We start from the raw sequence: 19,148 nt of genomic DNA on the forward strand, positions 1-19,148 counted from the left end.
GTCGGTCATACACCTTCCAAGTGTTTCCGTAACGCAGTGGTTATCCGTATCGCCAACAGATGACCACTGCCAGCGGAAACACATAACACAAGAAAGGAGGCTAACTCGGTAAACAAATCTGGCAACCACGGTGCACATTCGTTCAGAGGCGCATCCGTGGATGTCCTCTGAACAACCACACGCACAAGAACGAAAGGAGGGCAAAACAGTTGTTTACCAATCATTTTGGCATCGAAATTGAGTTCACGGGCATTACCCGCTGCCAAGCGGCGAAGGTTGCCGCGAAATATCTGGGCGGCACCATCTCCAAACTTGGCGACTACTACGACACCTATCAAATCATAGCGCGGGACGGGCGGGTCTGGAAGTTCATGTATGACGGCAGTCTCACCTGTCAGCATCGGAGCGAAGGCCGTATCGTCGACGCATCCAGAAAGTATAGCGTGGAACTGGTTAGCCCGGTGTTACTTTACCGGGAGGACATCGACACGCTACAAGGGCTGGTGCGAAGGCTCCGCAAAGCTGGCGGGTTTGCCAACCCGTCCTGCGGCATCCACATCCATCTGGACGGCTCCAACCATACGCCTCGGAGCATTCGCAACTTCGTGAACATTATCGCCAGTCATAACGATTTGTTCTACAAGGCTTTACAGATTGAACCGGAGCGGATGCGCTACTGTAAGAAAATGGACACCTGGCTGGTTCATCGGCTGAATCAGACGAAGCCCAAAACCTTTGCCGATATAGAGAATATCTGGTATGAGGGCTATCGGGAAAACCGCAACCAGCACTACCACAACAGCCGCTACCATTTTCTCAATCTCCACAGTTTCTTCCACGGACATTACACGGTGGAGCTCAGAGGGTTCAACGGCACACTTCACGCTGGGAAAATCCGGGCGTATGTCGTGTTAGCCCTGGCGCTCAATCATCAGGCACTAACGCAAAAGAGCGCCAGCTACCGGAAAGTCCAGGAAGAAAACGAACGGTTCGCCATGAGAACTTATCTCAACCGGATCGGTTTTATTGGCGATGAGTTCAAGAACTGTCGGGAACATCTTTACCAGCATTTGTCTGGCAACGCCGCCTGGCGATATGGTTCCCGCGAGAATGTGCGCAGCCACATCAGAAATGGAGGACAGAATAATGAAACCTAAAGACAGGCTTTACATCGCCTACGGCTCCAACCTCAATCTGGAGCAGATGGCGCACCGCTGTCCGACAGCGGAAGTGGTGGGAACGGCTACTTTGCGTGGCTGGCGGCTGTGGTTCCGGGGCGGGAACGGCGGAGCCGTGGCGACAGTCGAGCGGGAGCGGGGCTGTGAAGTCCCAGTGCTCATCTGGCGGATTCAGCCCCAGGATGAGCGGGCGCTTGATCGCTATGAAGGGTGGCCGCATCTCTACCACAAAGAAACTCTGCGGCTCACTGTGAATGGCAGACGGGTCTACGCCATGGTCTACATCATGAACGAGGCCGGACATCCTTACGGCACGCCCTCTCTGGGCTACCTCAACACCATCCGCGAAGGCTATAAGAGCGCGGGGTTCGACGGCAGCATTTTGGCGAAAGCCGTGAGCGACTCGAAGGAGGCAGCAGAATGGACAAAACTGTGAGAAAGCAGATTTTGGCGGTGCGGGCTACTGGCGAGACGAATATGCTCGACACCCGCACAGTGCAGGTGATTGCCAGCCGCATGGGATTCTACGAGTTGGTGATTTATCTGGAGGAGTATCGGCGGGGATATGTAAACTTTATCCACACCGGAGACGCTGGAGAGGAGGGAGCGGAATGAGTGTCCCTTACAACCTCACCGGCGCAGCCAGAAAAGCCCTGGTTCAGACCATCAGCGAGATTTTGGGTAAGCCTGCCGTCTATCAGGGCGCACCCACTTTCGCCTATGCCATCGACTTTTACAGCGTGGACAAAAACGGCACCTTGAGCTACCCTGATAATATCAGTCCGGAAGATGTGCGGCAGTTGGTTTCCCGGCTCCGGGAGCGCGGTTACACGCCTGAGAATGACAATGCTTCACGGTGGAGCTGCCGAGGGCGGGGTTCTCCGCCACGGCACTAGACAACCTCCAGAAAATCATCGCCAGCAAAGCGGAGTTGTTCAAGCGGGCACTCGGCACGGACACAGTAGACGTGGAAGTGCTGGAGAACAAGCTGCGGTTCCCGTGGTTCACGCTAGATGGGCTGGAGGGCGAGGTCGATGCTTACACTAAGCTGATTGTCGGTATCTGCGACATGGCAAAGCGCCAGAAGCGGGTGGTCGCCAGAGAACGCACCATCACGAACGACAAGTTCACGATGCGGGTGTTCCTGATCCGGCTGGGCTTTATCGGCCCGGAATACCAGACAGCGCGGACGCTCCTGCTCCGCAATCTCACCGGGAACAGCAGTTGGCTGGCGGGGCCTCCCCCAGAGCGGAGGTCGCGCAGGAGAAACCGGAAACGGGTGCCACCGCCACCGCTGAGTCCGACACTTCCGTTTGCGAAAGGCTGTAATCTTCTGGAGGGACTCGCCGCATGGCTCACTTCTTCTGGCACAATTCTGTCGGACGAACAGCGCAGTAACGAATATACTGGCGTTCGTATTGTGACAGTGCGCTGGCAAAACCAAAACTACCGTATTATCCAAGTGGACGGAATGACCTGTAAAATTGAACAGGCGTAGCACCTTATAGCGGCGATTTTGCCGCAATACCAGCCCGCTCCGGCGGGCTGGCTTCAAAGGAACACCACGGAATTATGTATATATTAACAAAGAGATAACGATGGCTGGCGTCCCTTGCTTATAGGGGTCACCAGAGTTATAATGGTTATGAAAAACTGCGAAAGGAGGCCTTTTAGGTGAGTTTTTCTACAAACAATATGATGGAAGCGTTCGTCGCTGATATGTCGCCAAAGTTCGCCGTATCCTACTTGCGTGTATCGACACGGGGACAGGCGGAGCGCGGCGGCGGTGCGGACGAGGGATTTTCCATCCCCGCCCAGCGGGAGGCGAACAAAAGAAAAGCCCTCTCCATGGGGGCGATTGTTGGCAAAGAGTTTGTCGATCGGGGCGCGTCCGCCAAGTCTGCCGACCGCCCGGAACTCCAGAAGATGCTGGAGTATGTCAAAGAAAACGCTGACCGAGTGGACTATGTCATCGTCCATAAGGTTGACCGACTGGCTCGAAACCGGGGCGACGACATCGACATTATGCGGACGCTCCGAGAGTGCGGTGTCCAGTTGGTATCTGCCTCGGAGAGTATCGACGACACCCCGGCGGGAATGTTGCTCCATGGCATCATGAGCTCTATTGCTGAGTTCTACTCGCAAAATCTGGCGAACGAAGTCAAAAAGGGGATGGGTGAAAAAGTCAAAAGCGGCGGGACGCCAACCCGCGCACCTCTCGGTTACCTCAATATCCGCCGGATGGACGATAAGGGGCGCGAAGAGCGGACAGTTGTGCTGGACGAGGAACGCGCTCCGCTGATAAAGCTGGCGTTTGAGGAATATGCCACCGGAAATTGGACGGTGAATGATCTCGCGGAGCACTTGGCAGCTTGCGGTCTTACGACTCGTGCCACGCCCAGAATCCCTTCCGTTCCTGTCGATAAGCGAGTGCTGAACACAGTCCTTGTAAACCCTTATTATAAAGGGGTGGTGACATACAAAGGGGTGGAATATGCCGGAAACCACCCAGCTTTGGTAGCTACGGATGTCTGGCAACAGGTTCAGGATGTTTTAGCCTCGCACGTCAACGGTGAACGCACCCGTGAACATCCGCATTTCCTCAAAGGGAGCCTCTATTGTCGCCAATGCGGGTCGCGGATGATTGTGACCTATGCCAAAGCCCGTTCTGGCGTCCGCTACCCCTATTTTATTTGCGCTGGGAGGCATAGCAAGCGAGAGAAAGACTGTAAGCAAAAAGCCGTTCTCATTGACGAAGTTGAGCGACAGGTAGAACAGATTTATGACCGCTACTCTTTGTCGCCAGAACTCCGCAAATACTTGGAGAAATATCTCCAGGCCAACATCAAAGCCGAGCAGGAAAAATACGAGACAGAATTGGATGGACTGCGCCGGGAGAAGGACAAACTGGAACGTAAACGTAAGAAACTGCTGGAGGCACACTATAACGATGCGATTCCGCTCGACCTCATGAAGAGTGAACAGCAAAAAATTGCCAAACAGCTGGCGGCGATAGAACACCAAATAAAAATATACGGGCAGACTTTCGCTGGTGTCTCGGAGAGTATCTCAAAAGCACTGGAACTGATTGAGGACTGTGGGTTGACTTACCGCTTGGTAGATGATCGGTATAAGAAGATGCTCAACCAAGCCATTTTCTCGAAATTATGGGTGGGTGAAGACGGCAACGTTACGGCTGAGTTCCGGGAACCCTTCAATATGCTAATAGGCCCCATTAAAGGCGAAATTGCCCACTACAACAAAGAAAAAGCCCGTGGTGCCGAAGCACTCACGGACATCTTCTCCGTCATCGCAAACCGCATCTCGCATTTTTTTGGACATGGTTTGAATAACGACAATCTGGTGGGGATAACAGGACTCGAACCTGTGACCTCCTACGTGTGAAGCAGGCGCTCTAACCAGCTGAGCTATACCCCCATGACAGTGTTTAGTATATCAGATCTCCACCGAAAAGTCAATCCCTAATTTTGGAAACTTTTCTTTCCATATCCTCCAGGCTTTTCCCATCCGCGCCTTTACATCCTTCCTCCGTCGTGCTATAATGTACGAGAGCAAACATTCCGAGGTTCGCAGCGCAGCCTGGGGTTTTTATGGGTTGTTTATTAGGAAAATGACAACGATAGCATTCCCTCCCCCACGCCCTTATGCGCGGCTTTACAAACTCTTCAAGGAGGTCCTTCCATGAGTACCCAAGGCATCAGAGATTTTCGCCCCGAACTGCACTATACCCCTAAGACCGGCTGGATCAACGACCCCAACGGTCTGATCTTCGCCCAGGGAAAATACCATCTTTTTGCCCAGTACGGCCCAGAACCCCATTGGGGCGACCTGCACTGGAGCCATGCCGTCAGCGGGGACCTGCTCCACTGGGAGCACCTGTCCCCGGCCCTGGCCCCTGACGAGATGGGCATGATGTTCTCCGGCAGCGCCATCCTGGACCAGGAGAACGCCTCCGGTCTGGGAGAGGAGGGCCGCCCCCCTATCCTGCTCTTCTACACCGCCCACGGCGACCACGAGCAGCAGTGCCTGGCCTATAGCCTGGACGGGGTGAACTTCACCAAATACCCGGGCAACCCCATCATCCCCAACACGGAGATCCAGGACTTCCGGGACCCCAAGGTCTTTCCCAACCCCATCAAGGGTGGCTGGACCATGGCCCTGGCCGTGGGGGATCATGTGGAGTTCTACGCCTCCTCCGACCTGCTCCACTGGGAAAAAACCGGCGATTTCGGCCCCCAGGGGAATTACTCAGAGGGCGTTTGGGAGTGCCCGGACCTGTTCCCCCTGGAGGTGGAAGGCAAAACCCTCTGGGTGCTGCTGGTGAGCATGGGCCCCAACCCGGTGAACCACGGGGCCCGTACCCAGTACTTCACCGGGACCTTCGACGGGGACACCTTCCGTTGCGACGGCCGGTTCACCCAGGCGGAGTTCATCGACGCCGGGTTCGACAACTACGCCGGGGTCACCTTCGCCAATCTGGACCGCCAGGTGCTGGTGGGCTGGGCTGCGAACCCGGTCTACGCGGGCAATCTGCCCACCGGGGAGTTCTGCTGTCAGCACACCCTGCCCCGGGAGCTCTCCCTGGTCAATACGGAGACGGGCGGGATCCGTCTGGCCCAGAAGCCCGCAGCCCAGGCCTTTGGCCCGGGGGTTCCCGGTAGCGCTCTGCCCGGGGAGGTGTTCCAGCTCACGGTCACCGGCAAAGGGGCCTGCACGGTCACCCTGTCCAACGAGGACGGCGAGGCCTTCCGCTTCGGGGTAGACGAGGCCAACCGGGCCTTTGCGGACCGGACCCAGGCCGGGGCCCAGGACTTTGACGGGGAGTTCGCGGCGGACTGGAGCAGCAGGACCGCCGAGCCCCGGTTCTATCAGGGCGAATGGACCATGGAGCTGGTGTTCGACCACTCGGTCTGCGAGCTGTTTGTGGACAACGGCACCCGGACCTTCACCCAGCTGGTGTACCCCAACAAGCCCTATACCCACGTGGAGGCCGGCGCCGGGGCGGAGGTCCTGGTCCATGGCCTGAAGTGAGGCTTCGTGGGAGACGTAGCCTGATCTATAGACTTTTCATAGCAATACTGTGTGGCCTCCGCCGCAAAGGGCGCGGCTACGGCAAGGTCGTGGGGTTTCGCCCCCACACGACGACCAGCTTAAGACCAGCTGGACCGGTCAAAGCTGACCAGGGAAAAAGTTTCGCCAGCCTTTTCAAAGGCTGTGGGGGACGGGGGGTGAAACCCCCAGCCGCCGGAGGCCACACATAAAGCATTAAAGAAAGGACGGTTTCTATGCCAGAGATTATCACGACCGGCGAGATGCTCATTGATTTCACCCCCGTCAAGGCGGAGGGATATTCCCAGGCGGTGTGCCCCAATCCCGGCGGCGCGCCGGGGAACGTGGCCGTGCAGCTGGCCCGGCTGGGGGTCAGCGCAGGCTTCATCGGCAAGGTAGGGGACGACAGCTTCGGCAAGTCCCTGGGCCGCTGCCTGCGGGAAAACGGCGTGGACGTGGAGAACCTTGTGGAGGACAAGTACTTCCGCACCACCCTGGCTTTCGTCCACCTGGACGAGCGTGGGGACCGAAGCTTCACCTTCTACCGCAACCCCGGCGCGGACACCCAGCTGCGCCTGGAGGAGGTCCGCATGGAGGCGGTGGAGGGCTGCTCGGTGCTCCACTTCGGCTCCCTCTCCCTCACCACCGAGCCGGGGAAAACCACCACCCTGGAGCTGGTGAAGAAGGCCCGCTCCCTGGGCAAGCTCATCTCCTACGACCCCAACTGGCGGCCGGTGCTCTGGCCCTCTCAGGAGGAGGGTGTGGCGGGGATGGCCCTGGGCCTGCCCCTGTGCCACCTGCTGAAGATCTCCGAGGAGGAGCTGGGCCTGCTCACCGGCACGGACAGCATCTCCCAGGGGGTGAAGGCCCTCCACCAGATGGGCATCACCCTGATTTTGGTCACCCTGGGACCGGACGGCTGCGTCTCCTCCTATAAGGGCCAGCTGAGCCACCACCCCACCTTTGACACCAAAGTGGTGGACACCACCGGTTCGGGCGACAGCTTCTGGGGGGCGTTTCTGTCTCAGCTCTACCAGAACGGTTTTGACAGCCCGGAAAAGCTGGACACCCTGGATCCCGGCCAGCTGGCGGATTTCTGCCGGTTTGCCAACGCGGCGGGCTCCATGTGCGCCACAAAGCCCGGCGGCATTCCCGCCCTGGCCCAGCGGGAGGAGATCCTCGCCTGCATGGAGGAGGTTCCCCTGCTGGAGACAGGCTTCTCGCCCTTCTAAAATATAGTTCAAAAACCAGCAGGACCAGCCGGAAAACCGGTTGGTCCTGTTCTGTCTTAGGGCGTGCTCACATAAGCTGAATATGGCCTAGGGCGGGGATGGGCTTTGCGCCGTCTGGGCCTCATAGCGCTCCATCATTTTATAGAAAGGATCGTCCGGATACTGCTCCCAATTGCCCCGGTTCGCTTTGATGTCCCCCGGGTCCAGCGTGCCCATGCGGCTGTGCTCCAGCACGTATCTGTCGCAGTCGATGATGTCCCCCACCTCCACCTGGTCATATTCCTTGGCGGGGCACTTCAAAAACGTCTCATATGCCACGCAGGTTTCGGGCTTTTCCTTGTTTCCGGAGAATTCCAGCACGCCGATATAATGAACCGGGCCGCTGCTGGCCTTATAGGATACCACCACTTCCCTTGCGCGCCAGTGGGAAAACCAAATGCGGCCGGGGTCGGCGGCGGAGATGGCGGGACGCATAGAAGAGGCCCCCGTCAGAACGCCCAAAAAGATCAGGGCGGAAAGAGCTGTTTTCACAAAAATGCGCCTCCTAATTCTTTACCCATATCTTATCTCCATTTTCAGTGTAAAAGGTTCCTTTCTTTATAAATCTCCCATACTTATACCAACCATCCATTACCATCAAATAGTTGGTTCCGCTATTGTTTTGAGCATACCCCATCGCCATAACAGAGTGGCCGTCTCTTTTTCCGTTTGAAAGCGGTTTTGTTGCCATATTGAACAGAATAGGGCAATTCCCGTTCAACGCAGTTTTATAACTTGAGAAAGATGTTCCAGAATCAAAATACTTATAGTTCCAAGGTCCATTGCTGTCGGCCGGGTGTACAAAAAAGAATTCAAATCCATTTATAATCATATTCCCATATGTACCTTGCTTGTCATCAGTTTTCATTCCTGTTCTCAAAGAAGTATAAATTGTATTTGCCATATCAAAATCTGAGGCCGGGAAAGGAACTCGCATATCAATACTTTTGCAGTATCGCTTCTTGCACCAGTACCACAAAATGTTTGTGCCCGCAGCAGGAGTACACCCACCATCGGGATGGTCAAAATCTTCAACAATCCAATAGTCCCCACCAGAACCAAAATTTGATATTTTAAAAACAGACGAATTTTTTATTCCCGCTTCGCTCCAGTCGAGAATGCCACTTGATATGGAGCTTCTTGGTGATATTACCGTTTGGATACCATCATCAACCATTTCATGATCATAAACTGAATAGTATTTCCCCCCGCCTCCATATAAATATAACTCTCCAGGCCCGGTGAAAATAATATCCTCTGTTCCGGAGTTTCCGTCAGCGGAAATTTCCGATGCCTCAAAGTCGATAATTCCAGGCCCCTCAAAAGCGAATTCGATGATTGAAGGCTCTCCTGAAATTAAGCTCAATAAAAGATATCCAGCAGGAGCCTCTGAATCATTAAATGTGATGTAATATCCGGTCACATTACTGCCACCATCGGTCAGCGGTGAAAAGTCTCGGATCCAGATATCATCTTTCTCTTGGGAATATGTCATAAACCCAATCGCGTAATTTCTTACTTCTTCACTCAGAATAAGGCGAAACTAGTATACCATCTTCCTTTGCAGAGCCGAACACATTCAATGAAAGGAATATGGCAAAAGCCAAAACCAACGCAATACAACGCTTCATATTCATTCGCTCCTTTTTATTTTATGCAGTCCGTAATATCAAAATTCTATTGCTAAGGGTGAAATCCCATCTGAACTACCTCCTTTTTGTCTGAAATATTATATAATATTTATATGTTAGCATATCATATATGTTTTGTCAATTTGTTTCCTGAAATTATTTTGTGAAATTTGCCAAAAAGTTCTTTCTTTTTTCCCCGGTTTGCGGTATACTAAAGAAGAAAGGACGCGGACCGGAACCGCCCGGTCTGCCGGTTTCAAGCGAAGTCATATAAAAAGGAGTGCTTCAAAAATGGCAAAAATCATTGGAAAACCCGCTCTGCCCAACATGCCCTGGCAGGATAAGCCCGCCGGCTTCGACAAGCCGGTCTGGCGCTACACGGAAAATCCCATCATCCCCCGGGACGCGATCCCCACCTCCAACAGCATCTTCAACTCCGCCGTGGTGGTCTACGGCGACGCCTATGCCGGCGTGTTCCGCTGTGACAACCGGGGCGTGGAGATGGACATTTTCGCCGGCTTCTCCAAAGACGGCATCCACTGGGACATCAACCCGGATCCCATCGTCTTTGAGGGCGAGAAGGACGTGATCCGCAAGGAATACCGCTATGACCCCCGGGTGTGCTATATTGACGGCAAATACTATATTACCTGGTGCAACGGCTATCATGGCCCCACCATCGGCATCGGCTGGACCGAGGACTTCAAGACCTTCCACCAGCTGGAGAACGCCTTCCTGCCCTACAACCGCAACGGCGTGCTCTTCCCCCGGAAGATAGGCGGCAAATTCGCCATGGTGAGCCGCCCCAGCGACACCGGCCACACCCCCTTCGGCGACGTTTTCTACAGCGAGAGCCCGGACCTGTGCTACTGGGGCAAGCACCGCTGGCTCTTCGGCACCGCCAACGGCTGGCAGAGCAAGAAAGTGGGCCCCGGCCCCACCCCCATCGAGACGGACGAAGGCTGGCTGATGATCTACCACGGCGTGCTGAACAGCTGCAACGGCTTTGTGTACCGCTTCGGCACCGCCCTTCTGGATATTGACCGCCCCTGGATCGTGAAGGAGCGGGGCCGCTTCTACGTGTTCGGGCCCGAGGTGGACTACGAGCTCACCGGCGACGTGCCCAACGTGACCTTCCCCTGCGCCACCCTCACCGACCCGGAAACCGGCCGCATCACCATCTACTACGGCGCGGCGGACACCGTCACGGGTCTCGCCTTCACCACCGTGGACGAGCTGCTCTCTTATATGCACAAGTACCCCATGGACGTGGGCGACCAGGAGAATAAGTAAGAAGCGTTCAGGGACGATGTTTTGGTCGCTGGCAAGGTCGTGGGGCGCTACCCCACACCCCGCAACCTTTGAAAAGGTTGACGAAACTTTTACCCACTCCTCGCTTTGCTCGTCGTGAACGTTTTACGGAACAACATTGACCAGTCCAGCTGGTCTTAAGCTGGCGCGGGTTTGGGGTGAGCGTTCTGCCGGATACTTGGCAAAGCCAAGTATTGCAGACCAAGCTGCGAACCGACCGGGCCGGAGGCGAGACCGTTGCTTTGCCCCCGAAGGCCTTCCATTACTTCAAAAAAACACGCCCTCCTCTCCCCAGTTCTTGACATTTTCCCCGGTGTATGGTACGCTCTTTATAGAACAAGCGTTCTGTGAAAGGAGTTGTATCTATGAACCCTGAGAATTCCTGCCAGGACTACCGGTACGAGACCGAGCATTTCCTCCTGCGCCAGGTGAAAAAGGAGGACGCGCCGGAGCTTCTGCGGTGCTACTCCGACCCCGCCGCAGTGGCGCTGATGAACGACGACAACTGTGTGGGGGGATTTCTCTTCCGGTCCCTGGAGGAGATGGAGACGGCCATCCACTTTTGGAACAATGACGTTTTCCAGTACGCGCGCCCCGCCGTTATAGACAAGCGCACTGGCGAGGCCGTGGGCACCCTGGAGATTTTCGGCGGGGAGACCGGCGTGCTCCGGGTGGACCTGCGCTCCGAATACGAGCGGCCGAAGGTCCTCCGGGAGCTCTATTCCCTGGCTATGGAGCGCTTCCCCAGGGACTTCCCTATGGGCAGCATGGTGACCAAAGCGCCTCTTTCGGCCCCGGCCCGCCGGGAGGTCCTGGGGGAGCTGGGCTTCACCGGGCCGGAGGAGTTCCGGGAATATGGGGACTACTACAGGCTGAGCTTCGCCGAGATGAGGCGGGAGCTGGGGATCGCCGTCTGCGCACTGGCCTGCTGCCTGTGCAGCGAAAACCGGGACTGCCCCGGATGCCGGGAGGGCGGCTGCCCCAACCACGAAACCTGCGTGAACTATCTCTGCTCCCGGGAGAGGGGCGTTTCCGCCTGCTGGGAGTGCCCGGACTTCCCCTGCGGCAAGGGGATGCACGGCAGCACGCGGATCCAAGCCTTCGCCAAATTCGCCAGGGAACAGGGCGTGGAGACCCTGCTGGACTGCCTGGAGCGCAACCGCCGGGCCGGGGTTGTCTACCACCGGCCGGGAACACTCACCGGAGATTATGATCTGCCCACAGAGCGTGAGATTTTTGATTTGCTGCTGGGAGACGGCTGACCTCCTCTGGCAGGGCGTCAATTGCATATGGCAAAAGAGGACGTGCTCTGTTTGCGCGTCCTCTTATCTTCACTTGCAGATGGAAAGGAACCTATAATGACACAATATCTAGACGGGACCGCTCTTCAGGTCAGGGAGCCCTTTGACTTGGATTTTATAAAGAAATATGGGAAAGTTTTCCGGGTTTTTGACGGGCAGGACTCCGGTAACCTTTGTTTCGGCACAGTGAAAGCCGGACGAAAATTCTTCGTCAAGTTTGCCGGGGCGCCTACCATGGAGTATTCCGGCCAGCCACAGGACGCGATTGCCCGGCTTAAGGCGTCTCTGCCGGTTTACCAGAATCTGCGCCACCCCTGTCTGATCCGGCTGGTGGAGGCGGAAGAGATTGGCGGCGGATTCGCCATGGTGTTCCACTGGGAGGACGGAGACTGCATGGGCAGGATGTATCCGGAAAGCCATGCCAGGTTTCTGGCTCTGCCGCAGAAAAACCGTATGGACGTCTTTTCCCGCATTCTGGGCTTTCTGGAGTCTGTGCATTCCCAGGGCTATGTTGCGATTGACTTTTACGACGGCAGCGTGATGTATGATTTTCAGAGCGGCAGGACCATTATCTGCGATGTGGATTTTTTCGCCAGAAAGCCCTTCGTCAACCATATGGGCCGTCTGTGGGGCAGTTCCCGGTTCATGTCTCCAGAAGAATTCCAGTTGGGCGCGGAAATCGATGAGGTAACCAACGTGTACACCGCCGGGGCAATGGCGTTCGCCCTGTTCAGCCATTGCAGCCGCCGGCGGGAGGACTGGCCTCTGGGAGAAGGCTTCTTTCAGCTGGCCTCCCGGGCCGTGTGTGACAGCCGGGCAGACCGCCCACAGTCTATTCGGGAACTGCGGGAATTGTGGCAGAAACAAAAATAATCCGATTATTTATTGAAAGGATGTTGACACTGATATGAGGGAAAAAGCCCTTACACTATTGAAAGAATACAATGAAAGCGAGGCCCTGGTCCGCCACGGGATGCAGGTGGAGGCCATCATGCGCCATTACGCAAAAATGGCGGGAGAAGACAATGCCCCGGAAGGCGTGGAATACTGGGGTTGCGTGGGACTCCTGCACGATGTGGACTATGAAAAATATCCGGAGGAGCACTGCAAAAAGGCAGTGGAGATTCTGCAAAACGCCGGCTATGGCGAGGATTTCATCCACGCGGTGGTCAGCCACGGCTACGGGCTGGTTTCAGACGTGGAACCGGAGCGGTATATGGAGAAGGTGTTATACACCATCGATGAGCTCAGCGGCCTCATCAACGCCGCAGCTATTATGCGCCCCTCCAAGTCTGTGATGGATTTGGAAGTGAAGTCAGTGAAGAAGAAATTTAAGGATAAGAAATTCGCCGCCGGGGTGGATCGCGGCGTAATCCTGGACGGATGCGCGCGTCTGGGGGCGGAGCTGGACCAGGTGATCGAACAGTGCATTCTAGGGATGCGGGAAAACCATGAGGAAATCGGACTGTAAGGAGGTTACAATATGCCCAGCGACAGCCGGTTCGCCGTGCTCATCGACGCGGATAATGTGTCCGTGCGGTACATCAAGCTCATTTTGGACGAGATTTCCAAGGACGGGATCGCCACCTACAAGCGCATTTATGGCGACTGGACCAACCCCGCCCTGATCTCCTGGAAATCCGCCCTTTTGGATAACTCGGTGATCCCTATCCAACAGTATAGCTATACTACTGGGAAGAATTCCACCGACTCCGCCATGATTATCGACGCCATGGACATCCTCTATTCCGGCCAGGTGGAGGGCTTCTGCCTGGTATCTTCAGACAGCGACTTCACCCGGCTGGCGGCCCGGCTGCGGGAGTCCGGCATGACGGTGGTGGGCATGGGGGAGAGCAAAACCCCCAACTCTTTCATCGCCGCCTGCAATAAATTCAAATATTTGGACATCCTTTCCGCCGCAGACGAGGACGACCCGGAAGAGCCTGTCAAGCTGGAACCGGGGCGGAAGCCCGCTCTCCAGAAAGAGAAAAAGCCCGCTCCCCGGAAAGCCGCCAAGGCCGCGCCAAAGTCCCGGGAGGACCCAAAGCCCGATGCCCAGGAGGAGCCCAAAACCAGCCTGCGCACCATCCGTAAAGCTCTGCGCACCATTGTGCGAGAGAATTCCGATGAGGACAATTGGATTTTCATCGGCAAGGTGGGGAATATCCTGGGCAAACGCTATCCGGACTTTGACGTGCGGAATTTCGGCTTTTCCAAGCTCACGCCTTTTTTGGATTCCCTGGACCTCTTTGAAATCAAATCCGAACGTAAGGACAACAACAGCTCCCCGCAGATGTATGTGCGGCTGAAATAGTCAGTCCCTGCGCGGCAGGATTCCGCAGGGGCTCAGCGGGGACGGCGCTCTCCGTCCTTGGCCAATCTGGGAGGTTTTTTCCGGATAACGGCCTGTTTTGACCGGGAATCTGTTGACAAGGATTGCCAAATTTGATAATATAATAGTACAATATTACCAGGAGGTCGATTCCCATGAAAGTCAATATCGGTACATACTCCTTTGGCGGCGTGGCCAGTTATCTCGGCCTGGGCCCCACCCTGCTGGAAAAATTCAAAACCATCAAATCCCTGGGCTTCACCGGCGTGGAGCTGTTGCCTGTAGACCTGGACAACGATGTGGAGGACATTAAAAAGTGGGCGGCGGAAACCGGGCTGGAGATTGTATCTGTTCATGCCGAGCCCACCGAGGAGATCGTGAAAAAGATGGCGGCCCTGGGCGGCAAGGCCGTTATCTGGGCCAGCACCAACTTCTGCAATGAGGAAGAGGCCATTGAGGTGGCCCACAAGCTGGACGCTATGGCCGAAATGGCGGAGCCCTATGGCATTAAAATCGGCTACCACAACCACAGCAAGGAGTTCTATGTGGACAACGGCCTGCCCTTGTTGGAGCATCTGGCCAACCATTCCAGCAAGTGTTATTTCCAGCTGGACTGCGGCTGGACCATGAACGCCGGCACCTACCCGCCCTCGTTCATCCGCCGCTATAAGGACCGGATCGTGGCCATTCATGTAAAGGAGAACTGCCGGGTGCAGGGCCCTGGACCTAAGCCCGTTTCCGCCCATGCCGAGGGCAACCATGAGAGTCCCTTTGCCCATGTGGGAGAAATGTCCCTGGAAGAGCGCCAGAAGATGCTGGACAGCTTGAACGCCAGAAACCAGAGTCCCGAGGGGAAAAAGCGGTTTGAGGTCCAGTGCAAGCTGGGCGCGCCGGAATCCAACATTGATTGGCAGGAAATCAAGAACGCCCTGGACGAGCAGAGCTTTGAAGCCTTCTGGGTGGTAGAGCGGGAAGGCTTCTACGACGAACATGACAAGTGCATTGCAGAGGACTGCCAGTGGATCAAGGAAAACATTAAATAAGGCAGGACTTCCTTTTCAAAAGATCCTCACACAGAAAATCATCAAAGACGCGCGGACACACGTAAAGCCGCCAGATGATAAAGGCCAGCACGGTGGAATGCCGCGCCGGCCTTCTCTATGTCCAGGGGTCTCCGGGAATATAGCAAACGCACTTAAAAATCGGTATATACCTGTTTTTAAGCTGGACGGCTCTGCCGCCTGGTTCAAAAGAATCTTTTGAAGTTAATTAACTATAACTATACCGCCTGACTTTATCAAACAAAATCGCAGTTCATCCATTCTTTTGGGAGGAGTTTTCATGAAACGCATCCTGCTCATCGCCACCGGCGGCACCATTGCCTGCGCTAAAACAGAAGGAGGGCTGGCTCCGGCTTTGTCCCCGGAGGAGCTTCTGGCCCGTGTCCCAGACGCCCAGTCTCTGTGCCATACCGAGGCTGTCCAGCCTTTCAATCTGGACAGCACGAATATTTCCCCCCGGCACTGGCTTTTGCTGGCTCAGGTCATAGAGAAGCATTACCTTGACTTCGACGGCTTTGTCATCTGCCACGGCACGGACACGCTGGCCTATACCGCCGCAGCCCTGTCGTATCTGATTCAGCACACCCGCAAGCCCATTGTGCTCACCGGCGCCCAGAAGCCCATTGACCAAGAGGATACCGATGCCCGGCAGAATCTGCTGGACAGCCTGCGCTATGCCTGTTCTGGGGACAGCGGCGTATGCATTCTCTTTGGCGGGCATGTGATTGCCGGAACCCGGGCCCGTAAAACCCGGACCAAAAGCTATAACGCGTTTTCCAGCATCAATTTCCCTGACCTGGCCGAAGTTCGGGACCATAGAGTGGCACGGTTTATTCCCTGCCCCCAGACAGGTTCTCCTTCTTTCTTCCACCGGCTGGACACCGATGTGGCCCTGCTCAAGCTCGTTCCCGGCCTGCCCGCTGAAGCCTTTGCCGCCATAGGCCGGCTGTGTGACGGCCTTGTGATTGAAAGCTACGGCGTAGGGGGAATTCCGGACCTCTATCTGGAGCAGCTGGACACTCTGGCCCAGGCCGGAAAGACCATCGTGCTGGCGACCCAGGTTCCCCAGGAGGGCAGCGATATCTCCGTATACCAGGTGGGCCACCGGGTGAAAGAGCGGTATCATCTTCTGGAGCCTTACGACATGACTTTGGAGGCCACTGTCACCAAGCTCATGTGGGTGCTGGGCCAGTCCCAGAACCCTGAGGAAATCCGCCGCCTGTTCTATTCTCCAGTGAATTTTGACCTGATCTTCTAATTTCCTTTTGGAGTACAGGCAGTAAATCATAAACGCCTTCATACAATTGAAACAATATTGCCGGATTCGGGTTTGCTTTCAAAACGCGGGAAGGGATGCGGCCGCATCCAGAGACAGAGGCTTTCCATGCGAAACCCGCCTGTTGCCAGGATAACCGATCCTGTTCTCTCTTTTTAAAGCAATCCCCGGTATTCTGCTATCTATAGCCGGAATTTCCAAGAGCAAGGCTGTGGATACAGGTTCCAAGTATGAAGGAGGGAATGCTATGTTCTTCTTGCACCTGCTGGATGTCTTTTCCCATATGATCTACCTGATGCTTCACGTTACCGGAGGAAACAGTTTTCCTAAAGCCCTCTCCTCTGCCCAAGAAAAGAGATGCCTGATGGAAATGTCCCAGGGCAGCGCCGCCGCCCGCCAGGATCTCATTGAACACAATCTCCGCCTGGTAGCTCATATCGTGAAGAAATATTATGTCAGCGGCAACGACCAGGAAGATCTGATTTCCATCGGCACCATTGGGCTGATCAAAGCCGTTGATACTTTCGATGCGAGCAAGGGAATCCGTCTTTCCAGTTACGCTTCCAAATGTATTGAAAATGGTATTATCACATGACTTCCGCTTGGCAGGCAAGAGTGTCCCTGGGGAATGGGCTGTATTTGATGGGCAGGGATGGGAGGCTTGCGCCGCTGTATGTGCTCTCTTTCCGGCTGGGAAAGGTGCGGAAGGCTTCAGAGGCTCAACGGTATTCCTGCAAGTACGAGGATCTGCACACAGTCCCGGAGCGGTTGCGCTGGTGCCGGTACCGGCTGGGGCTGATGCAGAAAGAGGTGGCCCAGCAGCTCGGGATTCCCCTGAGTCAATATGAGGAAATGGAGCGGGGGTCTTGCCAGGAGTATCCCGCTCAGGCGATGGACAAGCTGGCAGAGTTGTATGGGGTGCCGGTTGAAGACTTGCTGGACGAGTACAGCCGGTTCCTTTATGACGGGCCAGGTGACCGGATACGGCGCGCTCGGGAGAGATTAGGGCTGAGCCGGAAAGCATTTGCCAAGCTGGTAGGTACTGGGGGAAAATGCGCGATTGGGAGATGGGACGGAAAAAGGTCAGTAAAAAGAGCTGGGAGAAGCTAAAAGAGTATCTTTCCCCTTTCTATTCCGAGCGTGATGTGCTATAATTTTAGATAATGAAGCACAAACGGGGGTACACATCGTGAAACTATACACCATTATCGGCGGCGTGAATGGCTGTGGCAAGTCCAGCCTTACCGGCGCGCTGAAAGCGGAGCGTGACGACCTGGGCATCATCATCGACCCGGACAAGCTGTCGGCCAAGTTGGGCGGCTATGGGGCAGGCGGCAGGGCGGCGGTCGAGAAGATAAACGAGTGCCTTGAGAAGGGTCTGAACTTTACTCAAGAGACTACCCTTGCCGGAGCGCGGACGGAGCGCACTATCCGGCGGGCTAAGGAGCTGGGCTATACCATCCGGCTCTACTATATCGGCCTGGACAGCCTTGAGGAAAGCCTTTCGCGCATTGAGAACCGTGTCAGGAAGGGCGGGCACAATATCCCCCAGCGGGACGTGGAGCGGCGGTATGCAGGGCGGTTCGATGCTCTTGTGAAGGTGCTGCCCTACTGTGACGAGGCCCGGTTCTTTGACAATGGCAACGGCTTTGTGGAGGTGGCGCGGTATGAGAACGGGGAACTGCTGGCTATCAACCCAGCTCCTCCTAAATGGCTCACAGAGCTCATGGGCATTTTGTCCGTTTGATTTGCACAATATGAAAGTCCCGGAGAGAATCAAAACCTCCGGGACTGTTTTTATTTATATATTTTTTAACAACATAGTTTGTTGGTTTTTTCCTTTTTGGTATAGGTCAACGACCTATTTCACTTTGTTCTTTTGAAATTTGCCGTTCTGTTTTTGCAGTATTAGCTACAGCTTGCATCATCGCGATTTTTTCTTTGACAGAGCTTCTCGCACTGCTGATTTTATGTATCACTGCCTCCGCATGGGCCTGGGCTACACGCAGGGACAACTGGCGCATTCCTTCCTCGGTCTTGGGGTAGTGCATGACGAGCTTGATGGGCTGGCTTTTGGGCAAAGGCGGCACCTCCGTTTCAGCTACTCATATGTCTGGTGGCTTGTACAATATGCTTGCTAACGGTGGCAAATCCTAACTTTCTTCCTCAAAGTCAACCTTATCCACTTGCCCGATAACAGCCCGCTCAATCCGCTGTAAGGCATCCCGCAGATGCATTACCTCTTCATAGTACCGCTCCTCGTCAACCAGCCCGGTAGCGTTCGCCATGAACGCAATCTGGTTCATGTTGCCGCCAATCTCTTTTAGCTCCCGGGTCATACCAAAGTAATCAGCGGGCGGAGCCTCACGGGGGTTGTAGTCGTGAATCAAGAGTCGAATATAGCCTGACCTTGTCAGCCCACATTTGCGAGCTTTGCGGGTAAGCCGCTTGTAGTCCTGCTCGGTCATCCTCATGTCAAACTTCTTTTGATTGCCTATAAAAATCATCCTTTCTATTATGTTATAACTCTAAAAATCGGGGTTACAGGGTTCTCCCTGTCCAAGCTGCATTGTCCGCACACGTGTCCGCACGGGTGTCTGGACAAATGCGATGCTGGCTCGTTCCGAAACCTCGAAAACTCTCGTTTTCAAAACTCTGGCCCCTACGGGGCCATTTCTACCGCCAAGGCTCTTGCGTGTTCCAGGTGTTCCAGCGAA

General features: G+C 55.2%; 22 protein-coding genes and 1 tRNA gene. 18 read left to right on the plus strand and 5 right to left on the minus strand.

The window, feature by feature from the left end; translation table 11 throughout:
* Positions 1–209: 209 nt before the first annotated feature.
* The 6 genes from D7X94_RS05165 to D7X94_RS19815 all read left to right on the plus strand — a co-directional run bounded on the left by D7X94_RS05165 (position 210) and on the right by D7X94_RS19815 (position 4,583).
* The gene (locus D7X94_RS05165; protein ID WP_120426663.1) at positions 210–1,157 is read left to right on the plus strand and encodes an amidoligase family protein; all 948 of its coding nucleotides are present in this window, start codon (positions 210–212) and stop codon (positions 1,155–1,157) included.
* Positions 1,144–1,614: a gamma-glutamylcyclotransferase family protein gene (locus D7X94_RS05170; RefSeq protein ID WP_442857883.1), complete on the plus strand. Its 471-nt coding sequence runs from the start codon at positions 1,144–1,146 to the stop codon at positions 1,612–1,614. Before D7X94_RS05165 ends, D7X94_RS05170 begins: the two co-directional genes overlap by 14 nt.
* Positions 1,599–1,793, plus strand: a complete 195-nt coding sequence (locus D7X94_RS05175; RefSeq protein WP_120426665.1) for a DUF5049 domain-containing protein — start codon at positions 1,599–1,601, stop codon at positions 1,791–1,793. Before D7X94_RS05170 ends, D7X94_RS05175 begins: the two co-directional genes overlap by 16 nt.
* Positions 1,790–2,074 (plus strand): hypothetical protein, encoded by a 285-nt coding sequence (locus D7X94_RS05180; RefSeq protein WP_120426666.1) that lies wholly within the window; start codon positions 1,790–1,792, stop codon positions 2,072–2,074. Before D7X94_RS05175 ends, D7X94_RS05180 begins: the two co-directional genes overlap by 4 nt.
* On the plus strand, positions 2,035–2,676 hold the full coding sequence (locus D7X94_RS05185; protein WP_120426667.1) for a hypothetical protein: 642 nt from the start codon (positions 2,035–2,037) through the stop codon (positions 2,674–2,676). The genes D7X94_RS05180 and D7X94_RS05185 overlap by 40 nt, the downstream gene beginning before the upstream one ends.
* 221 nt (positions 2,677–2,897) lie before the next feature.
* A complete protein-coding gene (locus D7X94_RS19815; protein ID WP_120426730.1) occupies positions 2,898–4,583 on the plus strand; it encodes a recombinase family protein in 1,686 nt (561 codons plus the stop codon).
* On the opposite strand, the gene D7X94_RS05195 is transcribed toward D7X94_RS19815, so the two are convergent.
* A tRNA-Val gene (locus D7X94_RS05195) sits at positions 4,540–4,616 on the minus strand. The two genes, D7X94_RS19815 and D7X94_RS05195, sit on opposite strands and share 44 nt — an antisense overlap.
* Positions 4,617–4,880: 264 nt before the next feature.
* On the opposite strand from D7X94_RS05195, the gene D7X94_RS05200 reads away from it, so the two are divergent.
* Both D7X94_RS05200 and D7X94_RS05205 read left to right on the plus strand, forming a co-directional pair.
* Entirely contained in the window at positions 4,881–6,230 is a 1,350-nt protein-coding gene (locus D7X94_RS05200) for a glycoside hydrolase family 32 protein (RefSeq protein ID WP_120426668.1), read from the plus strand.
* Positions 6,231–6,484: 254 nt separating this feature from the next.
* Positions 6,485–7,480: a carbohydrate kinase family protein gene (locus D7X94_RS05205; RefSeq protein ID WP_120426669.1), complete on the plus strand. Its 996-nt coding sequence runs from the start codon at positions 6,485–6,487 to the stop codon at positions 7,478–7,480.
* An 87-nt stretch (positions 7,481–7,567) separates the two neighbouring features.
* Here the strand turns inward: D7X94_RS05205 and D7X94_RS05210 are convergent, their stop codons facing one another.
* Together D7X94_RS05210 and D7X94_RS05215 are read right to left on the minus strand one after the other, a co-directional pair.
* On the minus strand, positions 7,568–8,011 hold the full coding sequence (locus D7X94_RS05210; protein WP_120426670.1) for a hypothetical protein: 444 nt from the start codon (positions 8,009–8,011) through the stop codon (positions 7,568–7,570).
* Between the two features lie 13 nt (positions 8,012–8,024).
* On the minus strand, positions 8,025–9,014 hold the full coding sequence (locus D7X94_RS05215; protein WP_120426671.1) for a C39 family peptidase: 990 nt from the start codon (positions 9,012–9,014) through the stop codon (positions 8,025–8,027).
* Positions 9,015–9,441: 427 nt separating this feature from the next.
* On the opposite strand from D7X94_RS05215, the gene D7X94_RS05220 reads away from it, so the two are divergent.
* The 10 genes from D7X94_RS05220 to D7X94_RS05265 all read left to right on the plus strand — a co-directional run bounded on the left by D7X94_RS05220 (position 9,442) and on the right by D7X94_RS05265 (position 18,178).
* Positions 9,442–10,443 carry a glycoside hydrolase family 130 protein gene (locus D7X94_RS05220; RefSeq protein WP_120426672.1) on the plus strand — a complete coding sequence of 334 codons (1,002 nt, stop codon included), beginning with the start codon at positions 9,442–9,444 and terminating at the stop codon, positions 10,441–10,443.
* A 383-nt stretch (positions 10,444–10,826) separates the two neighbouring features.
* Entirely contained in the window at positions 10,827–11,723 is an 897-nt protein-coding gene (locus D7X94_RS19635) for a DUF3795 domain-containing protein (protein ID WP_330558172.1), read from the plus strand.
* A gap of 96 nt (positions 11,724–11,819) precedes the next feature.
* Positions 11,820–12,635, plus strand: a complete 816-nt coding sequence (locus tag D7X94_RS05230; protein WP_120426673.1) for a serine/threonine-protein kinase — start codon at positions 11,820–11,822, stop codon at positions 12,633–12,635.
* A gap of 34 nt (positions 12,636–12,669) precedes the next feature.
* Positions 12,670–13,233 carry a hydrolase gene (locus D7X94_RS05235; protein WP_120426674.1) on the plus strand — a complete coding sequence of 188 codons (564 nt, stop codon included), beginning with the start codon at positions 12,670–12,672 and terminating at the stop codon, positions 13,231–13,233.
* 12 nt (positions 13,234–13,245) lie between these two features.
* The gene (locus D7X94_RS05240) at positions 13,246–14,076 is read left to right on the plus strand and encodes an NYN domain-containing protein (protein WP_120426675.1); all 831 of its coding nucleotides are present in this window, start codon (positions 13,246–13,248) and stop codon (positions 14,074–14,076) included.
* A gap of 173 nt (positions 14,077–14,249) precedes the next feature.
* On the plus strand, positions 14,250–15,137 hold the full coding sequence (locus D7X94_RS05245) for a sugar phosphate isomerase/epimerase family protein (RefSeq protein ID WP_120426676.1): 888 nt from the start codon (positions 14,250–14,252) through the stop codon (positions 15,135–15,137).
* A 298-nt stretch (positions 15,138–15,435) separates the two neighbouring features.
* A complete protein-coding gene (locus D7X94_RS05250) occupies positions 15,436–16,413 on the plus strand; it encodes an asparaginase (RefSeq protein WP_120426677.1) in 978 nt (325 codons plus the stop codon).
* Positions 16,414–16,678: 265 nt separating this feature from the next.
* Entirely contained in the window at positions 16,679–17,026 is a 348-nt protein-coding gene (locus tag D7X94_RS05255; RefSeq protein ID WP_120426678.1) for a sigma-70 family RNA polymerase sigma factor, read from the plus strand.
* 47 nt (positions 17,027–17,073) lie between these two features.
* Positions 17,074–17,541, plus strand: coding sequence for a helix-turn-helix domain-containing protein (locus tag D7X94_RS05260; protein WP_243111194.1), 468 nt, complete (start codon positions 17,074–17,076; stop codon positions 17,539–17,541).
* 79 nt (positions 17,542–17,620) lie between these two features.
* Positions 17,621–18,178, plus strand: a complete 558-nt coding sequence (locus D7X94_RS05265; RefSeq protein WP_120426680.1) for a zeta toxin family protein — start codon at positions 17,621–17,623, stop codon at positions 18,176–18,178.
* Between the two features lie 106 nt (positions 18,179–18,284).
* Here D7X94_RS05265 and D7X94_RS05270 read toward each other — a convergent pair whose 3' ends face one another.
* Positions 18,285–18,512 (minus strand): hypothetical protein, encoded by a 228-nt coding sequence (locus D7X94_RS05270; RefSeq protein WP_120426681.1) that lies wholly within the window; start codon positions 18,510–18,512, stop codon positions 18,285–18,287.
* A 72-nt stretch (positions 18,513–18,584) separates the two neighbouring features.
* Positions 18,585–18,905 carry a plasmid mobilization protein gene (locus D7X94_RS05275; protein ID WP_199715019.1) on the minus strand — a complete coding sequence of 107 codons (321 nt, stop codon included), beginning with the start codon at positions 18,903–18,905 and terminating at the stop codon, positions 18,585–18,587.
* Positions 18,906–19,148: the final 243 nt, after the last annotated feature.

Origin of the sequence: Acutalibacter sp. 1XD8-33 (assembly GCF_003612555.1) — a bacterium.
Taxonomy (GTDB): domain Bacteria; phylum Bacillota; class Clostridia; order Oscillospirales; family Acutalibacteraceae; genus Acutalibacter.

Excerpts from the sequence above, each read along its gene's own strand:
- D7X94_RS05175 (WP_120426665.1), top strand. The coding sequence starts at position 1,599 with ATGGACAAAACTGTGAGAAAGCAGATTTTGGCGGTGCGGGCTACTGGC.
- D7X94_RS05180 (WP_120426666.1), top strand. The coding sequence starts at position 1,790 with ATGAGTGTCCCTTACAACCTCACCGGCGCAGCCAGAAAAGCCCTGGTT.
- D7X94_RS19815 (WP_120426730.1), top strand. The coding sequence starts at position 2,898 with ATGTCGCCAAAGTTCGCCGTATCCTACTTGCGTGTATCGACACGGGGA.
- D7X94_RS05200 (WP_120426668.1), top strand. The coding sequence starts at position 4,881 with ATGAGTACCCAAGGCATCAGAGATTTTCGCCCCGAACTGCACTATACC.
- D7X94_RS05205 (WP_120426669.1), top strand. The coding sequence starts at position 6,485 with ATGCCAGAGATTATCACGACCGGCGAGATGCTCATTGATTTCACCCCC.
- D7X94_RS05215 (WP_120426671.1), bottom strand. The coding sequence starts at position 9,014 with ATGACATATTCCCAAGAGAAAGATGATATCTGGATCCGAGACTTTTCA.
- D7X94_RS05220 (WP_120426672.1), top strand. The coding sequence starts at position 9,442 with ATGGCAAAAATCATTGGAAAACCCGCTCTGCCCAACATGCCCTGGCAG.
- D7X94_RS19635 (WP_330558172.1), top strand. The coding sequence starts at position 10,827 with ATGAACCCTGAGAATTCCTGCCAGGACTACCGGTACGAGACCGAGCAT.
- D7X94_RS05230 (WP_120426673.1), top strand. The coding sequence starts at position 11,820 with ATGACACAATATCTAGACGGGACCGCTCTTCAGGTCAGGGAGCCCTTT.
- D7X94_RS05235 (WP_120426674.1), top strand. The coding sequence starts at position 12,670 with ATGAGGGAAAAAGCCCTTACACTATTGAAAGAATACAATGAAAGCGAG.
- D7X94_RS05240 (WP_120426675.1), top strand. The coding sequence starts at position 13,246 with ATGCCCAGCGACAGCCGGTTCGCCGTGCTCATCGACGCGGATAATGTG.
- D7X94_RS05245 (WP_120426676.1), top strand. The coding sequence starts at position 14,250 with ATGAAAGTCAATATCGGTACATACTCCTTTGGCGGCGTGGCCAGTTAT.
- D7X94_RS05250 (WP_120426677.1), top strand. The coding sequence starts at position 15,436 with ATGAAACGCATCCTGCTCATCGCCACCGGCGGCACCATTGCCTGCGCT.
- D7X94_RS05255 (WP_120426678.1), top strand. The coding sequence starts at position 16,679 with ATGTTCTTCTTGCACCTGCTGGATGTCTTTTCCCATATGATCTACCTG.
- D7X94_RS05260 (WP_243111194.1), top strand. The coding sequence starts at position 17,074 with ATGGGCAGGGATGGGAGGCTTGCGCCGCTGTATGTGCTCTCTTTCCGG.
- D7X94_RS05275 (WP_199715019.1), bottom strand. The coding sequence starts at position 18,905 with ATGAGGATGACCGAGCAGGACTACAAGCGGCTTACCCGCAAAGCTCGC.